Origin of the sequence: Microbacterium sp. YJN-G, from assembly GCF_015040615.1 — a bacterium.
Classification (GTDB): Bacteria; Actinomycetota; Actinomycetes; order Actinomycetales; family Microbacteriaceae; genus Microbacterium.
This window is the reverse complement of the sequence record NZ_CP060402.1, coordinates 115,838-129,123: the sequence shown is the minus strand read 5'-3', so window position 1 is coordinate 129,123 and position 13,286 is coordinate 115,838. Positions and strand designations below refer to the sequence as shown.

Here is a 13,286-nt window from a genome sequence, read left to right as displayed (position 1 = left end):
TTACTTCGACCGTTCCTCGACGAGTCCGGCGATGGCGTCGAGCGTCTGCTGCGCGTCGGCCTTGCCCTCGTAGAGCTTCTGGAACTCCTCGCTGATCGCGACGGGCAGGCCGGGCACGCGGGCCTCGGCGGGGTAGTCCTCGAAGCCGATGTCGCGCATGTCGAGGAAGGTCTGTGCGTGCGCCGGGTAGCCGCCCTCGAGCACGACCTCGTCGGCGCCCTTGATCGACGGCACGGCGTTGCCCTCGCCCTGCAGGCGGAAGATCTGACCCTCGGCCGAGAGGAACTCCGTCCAGAAGGTGAAGGCGGCATCCTTCACCTCGGTCTTGCCGTTGATCGCGAGGAACGACGTGGCGACGCCGGTCGGTGCTGCCTCGCCGTCGGGGGTGGGCCAGCGCACGATGTCGTACGAGTCCTGCACGCCGGCTGAGTTCAGCGTGCCGATCGTGTAGCGGCCCTGCACGAAGAAGCCGGCCTTGTGGGTCACGAACAGACTGTCGGCGCCGGCGCCCTCGGGGAGGGTGTCGGCGACGACGAACGTGCCGTCCTGGAAGAGGTCGCCGAACTGCTGAACCGAGGCGACGGTGTCGGCATCCTCGTGGGCGACGAAGGCGCCACCGTCGTCGTACGGGGCGTCCAGGCCCTGCGACGACAGCCAGCTCCAGTGCGTGGCCCAGTAGTTCCAGAACATCGAGCCGGTGAGCCCGGCGTCGGCCAGGGCCGCGTTCATCTCGAGGTACTTGTCGGTGGTCCACTCGCCGTTCTCGGCCAGCGTCGCCGGGTCCTCGGTGACACCGGCGGCCTTCAGAGCCTCTTTGTCGTACCAGAGCACGTCGGGGTTGGAGTCGTTCGGGGCGGCGTACACCTCGCCGTCCTTCTCGGCGGCGCCGAACAGGCCCGGGAAGAAGTCGTCGTGCTTGGTCTTGCTGGCGTCCGAGGCCATCAGGTCGCTCAGCGGCATGAGCCGGTTGGAGTCGACGAACTGGCCGATCATGTCGTCGCCGACGTAGAAGACGTCGGGGGCGGTGTTGCTGGTCAGCTGGGCGAGCAGCTTGGAGTGGTACTCGCCGTACGAGGCGACCGGCTGCAGCTTGACGGTGATGTCGGGGTGGCGGTCCATGAAGTCCTCGTTGAACTCCTCGAACCGGGTGAGCTCTTCGGGCGTTCCCCACGTCGACCAGACGACGGTGGCCTTGCCGTCGGCATCGACGCCGCCGCCGCCTCCGCCGCCGCCGCTGCACGCGGCGAGTCCGAGCGCGAGTCCACCGACCGCGAAGGCGGCGAGATACTTCCGAGTGCTGGAGCGGGACATTCCGCAACCTCTTTCGTCATTGGAAGAGCCGGGGAGCCGGCGACTTTTGAGTATTTGGTATTCTGTATACAAAACGCAGATGTGTCAACCACTGTGACCGATCTGAGATCTCAGCCGTTCGCGGTCACCATCACCGACTCACCGGCGGCAGGGATCGGCGGTGCGTCTAGGGTCGAGGTGTGAGCCTTCTCGTCACTGTTCCGACCGACCGTCTCGCCGCGAACATCGGCGCCGTCCCCGACGAGGTCGACCTGCGGGTCTGGGACATGAAGTCCCCCGCGCCGGCGCAGCACATCGACATCGTCGTGCCCCCGTACATGGGCAGCACGGGCTCGCTCGGCGCGCTCGAGGAACTCAGCGTCGGCCTCGTGCAGAGCCAGTCGATCGGCTACGACGGGGTGGCCGAGCTGCTGCCGGCCGGGATGCCGTTCGCCAACGCCGCGAGCGTGCACGAGGCCTCGACCGCCGAGCTCGCCCTGGCACTGATGCTCGCCGCGCAGCGCCGGCTGCCCCGGTTCGTGCTCGCGCAGGAGCGCGGCGAGTGGTCCCCCGTCTTCGCGGACAGCCTGGCCGATCGCCGCGTGCTGCTGGTGGGCTTCGGCGGAGTCGGCAAGGCCATCGCCCAGCGCCTCGCACCGTTCGAGGTCGAGATCACCGCCGTCGCGCGCAGCGCCCGCACCGAGCAGGTCGAGGGCGTCGGCGAGGTGGCGGTGCATGCCATCGACGAGCTGCCCGCACTGCTGCCCGAGGCCGAGATCGTCGTGCTCAGCCTGCCCGGCGGCGCCGAGACGCACCACCTGTTCAGCACCGACCTCATCGGCCGGATGGCGCAGAACGCGCTGCTCGTGAATGTCGGCCGCGGGCCGCTCATCGACACCGACGCACTGCTGCCCGCTCTGCGCGAGGGCCGCATCCGCGCCGCGCTCGACGTCTTCGAGCAGGAGCCGCTGCCGCAGCAGCATCCGCTCTGGTCCGCCCCCAACCTGCTCGTCAGCCCGCACGGCGGAGGGGCGTCGACCGCGATGAATCCGCGCATGGCGCGGCTCGTGCGCACCCAGATCGAGCGGATGCTGGCCGGCGAGCCGCCGCTGAACGTCGTCATCCCGGGCTGAGGCGGGGAGATCGAACCGATTCGATCCCCCGCACTACCGGACTGTAAGCGCTTGCAGTAGCCTGGTCGCATGGCACAGCTCGAGCAGATCGCTTCCCCCGGCTCCGAATGGTGGCGCACGGCCGTCATCTACCAGATCTACCCCCGCTCCTTCGCGGATGCATCGGGCGACGGCCTGGGCGACCTGCCTGGCATCACGAGCCGGCTGGATGACCTGAAGAAGCTCGGCGTCGACGCGATCTGGCTGAGCCCGTTCATGACCAGCCCGCAGAAGGACGCCGGCTACGACGTCGCCGACTACCGCGACGTCGACCCGATCTTCGGCACCCTCGCCGACTTCGACCGGATGCTCGAAGAGGCACACGCTCGCGGCATCCGCGTGATCGTCGACCTCGTGCCGAACCACTCCTCCGACCAGCACGTCTGGTTCCAGGAGGCGCTGAAGGCCGCACCCGGCAGCCCCGAGCGCGCCCGGTACGTGTTCCGCGACGGTCGCGGCGAGAACGGCGAGCTGCCCCCGAACAACTGGGAGAGCGTGTTCGGCGGCGGCATGTGGGAGCGCGTGATCGAGGCCGACGGCAAGCCCGGCCAGTGGTACCTGCACATCTTCGACGTCACCCAGCCCGACTTCGACTGGACCAATGAAGAGGTCAAGGAGGAGTTCCGCAGCATCCTGCGCTTCTGGCTCGACCGCGGCGTCGACGGCTTCCGCGTCGATGTGGCGCACGGCATGGTCAAGGAGGCGGGCCTGCCCGACTACGCACCGGTCGCCGACGCCGACTCCATGGGAGGCGGCGAGGAGAACGTGCCGTACTGGGGTCAGGACGAGGTGCACGACATCTACCGCGACTGGCACGAGGTGCTCGCCGAGTACGACGGCGACCGCGCGCTGTGCGGTGAGGCGTGGCTGCCGACCCTCGCGAAGACGGCGCTGTGGGTGCGTCCCGACGAGATGCACCAGACCTTCAACTTCCCGTACCTGATGACGCCGTGGGATGCCGAGCAGTTGCGCGCCGTCATCCGCGAGTCGCTCGAGGAGTTCGGCAAGGTCGGCGCCCCGAGCACCTGGGTGCTCTCCAACCACGACGTGATCCGGCACGCCTCGCGGCTCGCGCTCACGGCCGACAGCCCGCAGGGCGACGGCATCGGTCCGAAGTCGCCCGGCAAGCCCGACCCCGAGATCGGTCTGTCGCGCGCCCGCGCCGCCACGACGCTCATGCTGTCGCTGCCCGGCTCGGCGTACATCTATCAGGGCGAGGAGCTGGGGCTTCCCGAGGCGATGGAGATCGCCGACGAGTTCCGCCAGGACCCGACCTGGTTCCGCACGAATGGTGAGCGGTACGGCCGCGACGGATGCCGTGTGCCGCTGCCCTGGTCGGCCGACGCCCCCGCGTTCGGCTTCAACGAGACCGGTGCGTCGTGGCTGCCGCAGCCTGCGGAGTGGGCGCAGTTCGCCCGCGACGTCGAGGACGGCGACGCCGAGTCGACCCTGAACCTGTACCGCCGCCTGATCTCCGAGCGCCGTGAGCGCGTGCTCGGCACCGGATCGCTGGTGTGGGAGGATGCAGGAGCGGATGCCGTGGCGTTCCGCCGCGGTGACCTGCACGTGGTCGCGAACCTGGGCACCGAGCCGATCGAACTCGGTGAGGGCGTGACCTTCGTCGTGCAGAGCGAGCCGTTCACCGGCACCGCCCTGCCGCAGAACACCGCGGCCTGGTTCACCCGCGCCTGAGCCCGGCCCCCGCCGTGAGAAACCATGTTCTGCGTGAGAAACCACGCCGGACGTGGTGTCTCATGCTGAATGTGGTTTCTCACGGAGAGGATGCGCCGACATGGTGAGCATCGACGAGGTCGCCAAGCTCGCCGGCGTGTCGACGGCGACCGTGTCGCGCGCGCTCAGCGGACGCGGGCACGTGTCGCCGGCATCCCGGGAGCGCGTGCGGGTCGCCGCCGAGTCGCTCGGCTACGTCGTGTCGTCACGGGCGTCGAGCCTGGCATCCGGGCGCACGCAGAACGTCGGCGTGATCGTGCCGTTCCTCGACCGCTGGTTCTTCAGCACCGTGCTCTCGGGGGTGACGAGCGCGCTCATGCGCGCCGGCTACGACGTCACGCTGTACAACATCACCGCCGACGCCGCGGTGCGTCGCGAGGTGTTCGCCACGTTCCTGCGGCGTCAGCGGGTGGATGCCGTGATCGCGGTGTCGATCGAACTCGACGAGGATGAGACCTCCCGGCTGCTCGCCCTCGACCTGCCTGTCATCGCGATCGGCGGGCCGAACCCGCGCCTGCACACGCTGACCGTCGACGACACGGCGGTGGCGCGGCTTGCCACCGAGCACCTGCTGAGCCTGGGCCACCGCGACATCGCGCACATCGGCGCGAACCCCGAGTTCGACCTCGACTTCCACATCCCCACCCAGCGCCGGCTCGGTTTCGAAGAGGCGCTGGCGGATGCCGGGATCCGGCTGAAGCCGGAGTTCCTGGAGCCGGCGGACTTCACCGTTGACGGCGGCTACCGGGCGGCCAAGCAGCTGCTGGGCCGGCCGGGGCCCCGCCCGACGGCGATCTTCGCGGCCTCGGATGAGATGGCGATCGGCGCGATCCTCGCCGCCCGCGACCTCGGGTTCGCGGTGCCCGAGGACCTGTCGATCGTCGGCATTGACGGTCACGAGCTGGGCGAGTTCTTCCAGCTGACCACCGTCGACCAGGCGCCGCTCGCGCAGGGCGAGCGTGCGGCCGCCGCGCTGCTCGCGCAGCTCGACGGTGTGACGGATGCTCCGGCCGGCGGCGACCTGCCCTACGAGCTCATCGTCCGCGGCACGACCGCCCGGCGGTAGCATCCGCCCCTCTCTTCCCCCCGAGACTTGCCTTCCAGCACGAGACAGGCTCTCTGGCGCCCTGTGTCGTGCTGAATCGCAAGTCTCGGCGGCCGCGCGCGGCGCCCGGCGCCGTCAGGCGGCGAGGGCGACGCGGGGCTTCGCCCGCGAGACGAACAGGTGCAGCACCATGGTCGCGGCGAGCACGACGGCCGACGAGGGCACGAGATCGTCGGCGGTGAGACCGGATGCCAGCAGCGCGCCGCCGAGCATCCCGCCCAGCGCCGAGCCGAGCTGCATCCCGCTGCCGTTCAGCGCGAGCACGAGCGAGATCGATTCGGGCTCGAGATCCCCCAGGCGCGACTGCAGCGCCACACCCGACCCGCCGTTGAAGAACGCGCAGCCGAAGAACCAGGCGAAGGCGGCGACCGCTCCGGCGATGCCGGGCAGCAGCAGGCCGACGGTGCCCAGCAGGGCGACGACGATGAGGATGCCGATGATCAGCGCGATGACCTTCTTCGGGTCGATCCGGTCGGTGACCCGGCCCGAGAGGATGTTGCCGCCGAGGCTGACCACGCCGTAGCCGAACATCGCCGCGACGATCAGCTCTTTGCCGATGCGCGGCTCGAAGATGTACGCCGCATAGGTGAAGCACAGGTAGCTCGCGCACATGATGCCGGTGGCGACGAGGATCGCCCCGATCACCGCCGGCCGCGCCAGCGGGCTGAGCGTCGCTCGCAGGGACAGGGCCGGCAGGTGCAGCCGGGGGACGTTGATCAGGATGCCGATGAGCGCGACCGCGCCGACGCCGGTGACCAGGAACAGGGGCAGGCGCCAGTCCTGCTGGCCGATCACGAGCCCCACCGGCACGCCGAGGGCGGTCGCCGCGAGGAAGCCTCCGAGCACGAACGACAGCGCGCGACCGCGGCGCTCGGGCGCGGTCTTGGCGAGCACGTAGGCGCTGACCACGGCGCTGAGCAGCGCTCCGCCGATGGCCGAGACGACGCGGCCCGCCATCGCGGTCGCGTAATCGGGCGCGATCGCGATCAGCAGGTTGCCTGCGACGAACACACCCAGCGAGATCGCGATGATGAGCTTGCGCTCCCACCGTCCGGTCAGCGCGCTGAGCACCGGGCCGGCGATCGCAGCCGTCAGCGGGAACACCGCGACGAGCTGGCCGGCCACGGCGTCGGACACGGCAAGGTCTTCGGCGATCTGCGGCAGCAGGCCCGCCAGTACGTACCCGTCGATGCCCATCGAGAAGGTCGCCAGCGACAGCCACAGCAGCGCCCCGAACCCTGCGGGACGCGTCTCATCGGTGGTGCGCACCTGATCATCCAAGCAGAGTTCCGAACCGATTCGATCCCTGTCGGGAAAAGGCGTTCCTCCGACGACGGCGACATCGAGCGCAGTGTGTCAGGCACGGCATCCGCCCGTGAGGATTCCGTGATGAGCCGGGTCGCAGCCGTAGGCATCCCGTGAGGATCGGAGTACGGCCCCCGCACCCGGCGTAGCGTCGTCGGACGTGGACGGAAAAGACCTCGCCGACGCTCCGCAGCTCGTCGCCAAGCGGCTGCTGATCGGCGACCCTCTCACGACCGAGCAGGTCGATGAGCAGCTGCTGCCCAAGCGCCGAGCGCTGCCGATCTTCGCCTCCGACGCACTGAGCTCGGTCGCCTACGCCCCGCAGGAGCTGCTGATGATCCTGGCGCTCGGCGGCCTGGCCTTCCTCAGCTTCGCCCCCTGGGTCGCGGCTGCGGTCGTGCTGCTGCTGACGGTGGTCGTGCTCAGCTACCGGCAGCTGATCAAGGCGTACCCCTCGGGCGGCGGCGACTACGAGGTGGCGTCGAAGAACCTCGGCGAGATCCCCGGGGTGATCGTCGCCGCGGCGCTGCTGGTCGACTACGTGCTGACGGTCGCGGTGTCGGTCGCGTCGGGCGTCGACAACATCATCTCGGCGCTGCCGCAGCTCGACCCGATGCGCGTCGAGCTCGCCGTCGCGTTCGTGATCGTCATCGTGATCATCAACCTGCGTGGTGTGCGCGAGGCGTCGCTCGTGTTCGCGATCCCCACCTACGTGTTCATCGGATCGGTGGTGGTGATGATCGTCGTCGGCCTGGCGCGCACCGCTGCCGGCGACGCGCCGGTCGCCTCGAGTGCCGGGTTCGCGATGCACGCGGAGGATCTCAGTCAGGCCGCCGTCATCCTGCTGGTGCTGCGGGCGTTCTCGAGCGGATGCTCGGCCCTGACGGGTGTCGAGGCCGTGTCGAACGGCGTGCCGGCGTTCCGCGCGCCGAAGGTGCGCAACGCGCAGATGACCCTGACGATGATGGGCACGATCGCGGTCTGCCTGTTCGCGGGCCTGACCGCGCTGGCCCTGATCACCGGGGTGCACTACGCCGAGAACCCGTGCGCGCTGGTCGGTTTCGACTGCACGACACCGCAGCCGAGCCTGATGGCGCAGGTCGCCTCGGCGACCTTCGGCGCGGGCAGCATCCCGTTCTATCTGATCCAGGCGGCGACCGCCTGTGTGCTGCTGCTCGCCGCCAACACCGCGTTCAACGGCTTCCCGCTGCTGGGCGCCGTGCTCGCCCGCGACGGCTACGCCCCGAAGGCGCTGAACACCCGCGGTGACCGGCTGGTGTTCTCGAACGGCATGATCCTGCTCGGGCTCGGCGCGATCGCCGTGCTGATCGTGTTCCAGGCGCGGCTGACGACGCTGATCCAGCTGTACATCATCGGCGTGTTCGTGTCGTTCTCGCTCGGGCAGATCGGCATGGTGCGGCATTGGCGGCGGGTGCTGCGAGCACCCCGCTCGCACACCGGAGCGGATCGGGTCCCCGAGCGCCGTCCGGTCGTCAGCGGACTCATCATCAACGTGACCGGCGCGGTGTTCACCGTGCTCGTGCTGGTCATCGTGACCGTCACCAAGTTCACCCACGGTGCGTACCTGGTGTTCTTCGCGATCCCGATCCTGGCACTGCTCATGCTGGGCGTGCAGCGGTACTACCGCGATGTCGAGCACGAGATCGCGGTGGACGACTCCCCGCACTTCGGCTCGAGCGGTGACGTGGCGCTGATCCTCGTCAACCGGCTGCAGAAGCCCGTGCTGAAGGCGATCGACTATGCCATCGCCGCCGAGCACGACAAGACGCTCGCCGTGCACGTAGCGCTGAACGCCGACGACGGTCGCCAGCTGCAGCGCGAGTGGCGCCAGCACCGCATCCCTGTGCCGCTGGTGATCCTCGACTCGCCGTACCGCTCGTTCGCGCAGCCGGTCGCCGAGTTCATCGAGCGTCACCGCGAGAAGCACGGCCCGGCTGTCGTGACCGTGTACCTGCCGCAGTACATCGTCGGCCACTGGTGGGAGGCGCTGCTGCACAACCGCCGCGCACGGCGTATCGCCAATCAGCTCATGCTCGTGCACGGTGTGTCGATCGCCCTGGTGCCGTGGCTGCTCGACTCGTCGGAGCTCATCTACGGCCGCCGTTCCCGGCCGGTGCCCGGCCAGGAGCGCGCGGGCCGCCCGGCCGTCGTCACGGGGCGACGGGCCCAGCGCCCGGCAGGACCACCGGATGCCGCCGCCGGCACGCGACCGGATGCCGCCGCATCCGTCCCCGCCGCCGGGGCTACGATGCGACCGGGAGGACGATCATGAGCATCGAAGGCGGTGGTGAGGCGCGGCGTCTGCTCCCGCGCATCTCCCGGGTGTCGCTGAGCTGGCGTCGCCAGCTCGCCGGGTTCGCCGTCGCCCTGGTGTGCGGGCCGCTGCTGACCTGGCTGCTGCTCGCGATGCGCAGCCCGGAATCGATCACCGCCGAGGTGCTGTGGTACCAGCTTCTCGTCGTGGTGGTCGCCCTGATCGGCGGGATGCTTCCGGCCGTGTTCGCCGCGGTGCTGTCGGGCCTCACGCTGGATCTGCTGTTCGTCGCCCCCGAGTTCTCGATCACGATCGCGCACCCGCTGCACGCGGTGGCCCTCGGCCTGTATGTGGTGATCGCGGTGCTGGTGAGCCTGATCGTCAGCGCCGCGGCCCGGCGCGGGCGCGAGGCGATGCGCGCCACCGCGGAGGCCGAGCTGCTGGCCGCCGTCGCCGGCAACGTGCTGCGTGGTGAGCACGCCGTGCAGGCGCTCATCTCCCGCGCGCGTGAGGCGTTCGGGCTGAGCGGCGTGCGCCTGATCGGCGCCGACGGCGAGGTGCTCGCCCTGGACGGCGAGCCGGTGCGCGACGGACGGTTCACGGCCGTCGCGGTGCCCCGCTCGGGCGCATCCGCCACGACGCAGGCCACCCTCGAGCTGCACGGCGGGCCGCTGGATGCCCCCGCCCGCCGCCTGCTCGACGTCATCGTGGCGCAGCTGGGCGCCGCGCTCGAGCACACCGATCTCAGCGCCACCGCGCAGGAGGCTGCGGCGCTCGCCGAGACCGACCAGGTGCGAAGCGCTCTCCTGTCGGCGCTCAGCCACGACGTGCGCCGCCCGCTCGCCTCGGCCGTCGCCGCGATCGGCGGGCTGCGCGCCGCCCACGACCTCTCCCCCGCCGACCGTGAGGAGCTGCTCACCACCGCCGACGAGAGCCTGGCGACCCTGTCGGCGCTGGTCACCGACCTGCTCGATGTGACCCGGGTCGAGGCGGGGGTGCTGGCCGTGTCGCTGACGGCGACGGATGCCGAGCAGTCGGTGCTCTCCGCGCTCGACGAACTGGCTCTGCCGCCCTCCGACGTCGAGCTGCGTCTCGACCCCGCCATGCCGCCGCTGCAGGCCGACCCCGTGCTGCTGCAGCGGGTGCTGGTGAACCTGCTCGCCAACGCGCACCGGCACGCGCCGGAGGATGCCGCGGTGACGGTGACCACCGCGCGGCGCGGTCGCCACGGCGAGATCCGGGTGATCGATCACGGTGCGGGCGTGCCCCGCGACCGCCAGCCCGGCATGTTCGCGCCGTTCCAGCGCCTCGGCGACACCGACAACGGCACGGGACTCGGGCTCGGCCTCGCCCTGTCGAAGGGGTTCACCGAGGGCATGGGCGGCACGCTCATCCCCGAAGACACCCCTGGTGGAGGCCTGACCATGGTGATCTCGCTGCCGCTGGCGGCATCCGCCCCCGCCGCACCCGACCCCGCCCCCTCGACGACCGAGGACGCCTCATGAAGCTGCTCATCGCCGACGACGACCCGCAGCTGGTGCGCGCGCTGCGCATCACGCTCGCCGCGCACGGTTATGAGGTGATCCCGGCATCCGACGGTGCCGAGGCGATCACGCTCGCCGCGCGCGAGCATCCCGACATCATCCTGCTCGACCTGGGGATGCCGCAGCTCGACGGCATGCAAGTGATCCACGCGCTGCGCGGCTGGACACAGGCGCCGATCATCGTGGTCTCGGGGCGCACCGGGTCGGCCGACAAAGTCGACGCGCTCGACGCCGGCGCCGACGACTTCGTCACGAAGCCCTTCCAGGTCGACGAGCTGCTCGCGCGGCTGCGCGCGCTCGCCCGCCGCGTCGCGCCGGCCGGCGAGGCCAACGAGACGACGGTGCGCTTCGGCGATGTGGCGGTCGACCTGGCGACGAGACTCGTCACCCGCGGCGGTGCGCGCGTGCACCTGACGCCCACCGAATGGCGGATGCTCGAGCACCTCTGCCGGCATCCGGGCGCCCTGGTGACCCGTCTCGAGCTGCTGCGCGAGATCTGGGGCAGCGACCAGGTGACCGACTCGGGCTACCTGCGGCTGTACATGTCGCAGCTGCGCAAGAAGCTCGAGCGTGAACCGAGCGCGCCCGTGCACCTGCTCACCGAATCGGGCATGGGCTACCGGCTGGTGCTCGGATGAGGCTGCGGACCGTCGCGCCGCTGCGGGCGACGCGGCGTCGCCTTGCGCCAGCTCAGGCGACCGCCGGCGGCTTCGTGCTGACGATCCTGATCGGGTCGGTGCTGCTCATGCTGCCGGTCTCGTCGGCCCAGGGCCGCTGGACCGAACCCATCACCGCACTGTTCACCGCGACCTCGGCGACCTGCGTCACGGGGCTCGCCGTGGTCGACACGGCCGTGTACTGGAGCCCGTTCGGCAAGGTCGTGATCCTGCTGCTGATCCAGCTCGGCGGCCTGGGCATCATGCTGTTCGCCGCGCTGGTCGGCCTCGCGCTCGCCCGCCGGCTGTCGGTGCGGTCGCGACTGTTCGCGACCTCCGAGACGAAGAGCCCCGACTCCGGCGACGTCAGGCGCCTCGCGATGGGGATCCTTCTCACGACCCTGCTGATCGAGGCGGCGGTGGCCGTGCTGCTGTTCCTGCGGTTCCTCACCGGGTACGGTTACGACCTGGGCAAGGCCGCCTGGCATGCGGTGTTCCACGCGGTCTCGTCGTTCAACAACGCGGGGTTCGCGCTGTACACCGACAGCCTGATGGGCTTCGTCGCCGACCCGTGGATCTGCCTGCCGATCTGCGGCGCGATCATCCTCGGCGGGCTCGGGTTCCCGGTGCTGCGCCAGCTGCGGCGGGAGTTGCGCCGGCCCCTGCACTGGACCATGAACACCCGCATCGTGGTCACCGCCACTCTCGCACTGCTCGCGGTCGGCATGCTGTGCGTCACCGTGATCGAGTGGGACAACCCTCGCACCTTCGGCGCCCTCGATCCCGGCACCCGTCTGCTCGCCGGGTTCACGTACTCGGTGCAGGCGCGCACCGCCGGATTCAACACGGTCGACATCGGCGCGGTGAACGATGAGACGTGGCTGATCACCGACGTGCTGATGTTCATCGGCGGCGGCCCCGCAGGCACCGCGGGCGGCATCAAGGTCACCACCTTCGCCGTGCTGTTCTTCATCCTGTGGACCGAGCTGCGCGGCGGCGCCGCGGTGAACGTGTTCGGCAAGCGGCTCTCGCGCGCGGTGCACCGCGAGGCGATCACAGTGGTGCTCGTCGCGATCGCCGCGGTCATGGCCGGTGTCATCGGCATCCTCACGATGACCGACCTCGACCTCGACCAGGTGCTCTTCGAGGCGGTCTCGGCCTTCGGGACGGTCGGCCTGTCGACGGGCATCACCGCGACCCTGCCTGCCTCCGCGCAGCTCATCATCATCGCCCTGATGTTCCTGGGCCGCATCGGCCCGCTGACCCTCGGTTCGGCACTCGCGCTGCGCGAGCGCCGCATCGCCTACGAACTGCCCAAGGAGCGTCCGGCGATCGGCTGATCGCCACGCTCCGTGAACGGAAGGATCCCCGTGTCAAAGTTCCTCTCCTTCGGAGACGACGCCAGGCGCATCGCCGAGGCGGATGCCGTGGCCGTGATCGGCCTCGGCCGCTTCGGCACCTCCCTGGCGCTCGAGCTGATGGCGTCGGGCACCGACGTGCTCGGGGTCGACGACGACGCCGACGTCGTGCAGTCGCTCAACGGCGAGCTCACCCAGGTCGTGCGTGCCGACGCCACCCGCCTGGAGGTACTGCAGCAGCTGTCGATCGGGGAATTCGACCGTGTTGTGGTGTCGATCGGCAATGACATCACCGCCTCGATCCTCACCGCGTCACTGCTGCTGAAGATGAACGTTCCGGTCATCTGGGCCAAGGCCGTCGACGAGCGCCACGGCGCCGTGCTCGAGCAGCTCGGCGTGCACCGCGTGATCTACCCCGAGAAGGACATGGGCCGTCGCGTCGCGCATCTCGTGCGCGGCGCCGCCGCCGACTACCTCGAGATCGACAGGGGCTTCGCGATCGTCAAGACCGTCGCGCCGCAGTCTCTGCACGGGATCTCGCTCGCCGACGCCCACGTGCGCGCGGAGCACGGCGTGACGGTCGCGGCGTACCGCTCGGAGCGCGGCGAGTGGAGCAACGCCAGCCCCGACACGGTGCTGTCGCCGGGCGACACGATGCTCGTGGTCGGCCCGATCAACAGGGTGGAGAAGTTCGCGCAGCTGCGCTGAGGGATGGGTTGCTGAGCCTGTCGAAGCATCCCATCCCGACCACCCTTGCTGCGCTGGGGCCCTTCGAGAGCCTCAGGGACCCAGCGGGGGCATGGCCCTTCGACAGGCTCAGGGACCCAGCGGCTCAGGGCCCTTCGACGGG

General features: G+C 70.2%; 10 protein-coding genes. 8 read left to right on the top strand and 2 right to left on the bottom strand.

The annotated features are described in order from the left end of the window. Nucleotides 1-1,311: an ABC transporter substrate-binding protein gene (locus H7694_RS00585; protein ID WP_193597668.1), complete on the bottom strand. Its 1,311-nt coding sequence runs from the start codon at nt 1,309-1,311 to the stop codon at nt 1-3. Between the two features lie 179 nt (nt 1,312-1,490). On the opposite strand from H7694_RS00585, the gene H7694_RS00580 reads away from it, so the two are divergent. The 3 genes from H7694_RS00580 to H7694_RS00570 all read left to right on the top strand — a co-directional run bounded on the left by H7694_RS00580 (nt 1,491) and on the right by H7694_RS00570 (nt 5,259). Further along, nucleotides 1,491-2,423 carry a 2-hydroxyacid dehydrogenase gene (locus tag H7694_RS00580; RefSeq protein ID WP_227468209.1) on the top strand — a complete coding sequence of 311 codons (933 nt, stop codon included), beginning with the start codon at nt 1,491-1,493 and terminating at the stop codon, nt 2,421-2,423. Nucleotides 2,424-2,492: 69 nt separating this feature from the next. Next, nucleotides 2,493-4,154: a glycoside hydrolase family 13 protein gene (locus tag H7694_RS00575; protein WP_193597667.1), complete on the top strand. Its 1,662-nt coding sequence runs from the start codon at nt 2,493-2,495 to the stop codon at nt 4,152-4,154. 100 nt (nt 4,155-4,254) lie between these two features. Beyond that, the gene (locus H7694_RS00570; protein WP_193597666.1) at nt 4,255-5,259 is read left to right on the top strand and encodes a LacI family DNA-binding transcriptional regulator; all 1,005 of its coding nucleotides are present in this window, start codon (nt 4,255-4,257) and stop codon (nt 5,257-5,259) included. A 114-nt stretch (nt 5,260-5,373) separates the two neighbouring features. Here the strand turns inward: H7694_RS00570 and H7694_RS00565 are convergent, their stop codons facing one another. Beyond that, a complete protein-coding gene (locus H7694_RS00565; RefSeq protein ID WP_227468208.1) occupies nt 5,374-6,567 on the bottom strand; it encodes an MFS transporter in 1,194 nt (397 codons plus the stop codon). 196 nt (nt 6,568-6,763) lie between these two features. On the opposite strand from H7694_RS00565, the gene H7694_RS00560 reads away from it, so the two are divergent. From H7694_RS00560 to H7694_RS00540, 5 genes are read left to right on the top strand one after another with little or no spacing between them, the layout of a single operon-like run. Next, nucleotides 6,764-8,896: an APC family permease gene (locus tag H7694_RS00560; RefSeq protein ID WP_227468207.1), complete on the top strand. Its 2,133-nt coding sequence runs from the start codon at nt 6,764-6,766 to the stop codon at nt 8,894-8,896. Continuing rightward, nucleotides 8,893-10,383, top strand: coding sequence for an ATP-binding protein (locus H7694_RS00555; RefSeq protein WP_193597665.1), 1,491 nt, complete (start codon nt 8,893-8,895; stop codon nt 10,381-10,383). Before H7694_RS00560 ends, H7694_RS00555 begins: the two co-directional genes overlap by 4 nt. Next, entirely contained in the window at nt 10,380-11,060 is a 681-nt protein-coding gene (locus H7694_RS00550) for a response regulator (protein WP_193597664.1), read from the top strand. The genes H7694_RS00555 and H7694_RS00550 overlap by 4 nt, the downstream gene beginning before the upstream one ends. After that, nucleotides 11,057-12,418: a TrkH family potassium uptake protein gene (locus tag H7694_RS00545; RefSeq protein WP_193597663.1), complete on the top strand. Its 1,362-nt coding sequence runs from the start codon at nt 11,057-11,059 to the stop codon at nt 12,416-12,418. Before H7694_RS00550 ends, H7694_RS00545 begins: the two co-directional genes overlap by 4 nt. Nucleotides 12,419-12,448: 30 nt before the next feature. Continuing rightward, complete coding sequence (locus tag H7694_RS00540) at nt 12,449-13,144, top strand: potassium channel family protein (RefSeq protein WP_193597662.1); 696 nt, start codon at nt 12,449-12,451, stop codon at nt 13,142-13,144. Nucleotides 13,145-13,286 lie beyond the last annotated feature (142 nt).

Coding starts and splice junctions, on each gene's coding strand:
- H7694_RS00575 (WP_193597667.1), top strand. CDS start 2,493: ATGGCACAGCTCGAGCAGATCGCTTCCCCCGGCTCCGAATGGTGGCGC.
- H7694_RS00585 (WP_193597668.1), bottom strand. CDS start 1,311: ATGTCCCGCTCCAGCACTCGGAAGTATCTCGCCGCCTTCGCGGTCGGT.
- H7694_RS00570 (WP_193597666.1), top strand. CDS start 4,255: ATGGTGAGCATCGACGAGGTCGCCAAGCTCGCCGGCGTGTCGACGGCG.
- H7694_RS00555 (WP_193597665.1), top strand. CDS start 8,893: ATGAGCATCGAAGGCGGTGGTGAGGCGCGGCGTCTGCTCCCGCGCATC.
- H7694_RS00545 (WP_193597663.1), top strand. CDS start 11,057: ATGAGGCTGCGGACCGTCGCGCCGCTGCGGGCGACGCGGCGTCGCCTT.
- H7694_RS00550 (WP_193597664.1), top strand. CDS start 10,380: ATGAAGCTGCTCATCGCCGACGACGACCCGCAGCTGGTGCGCGCGCTG.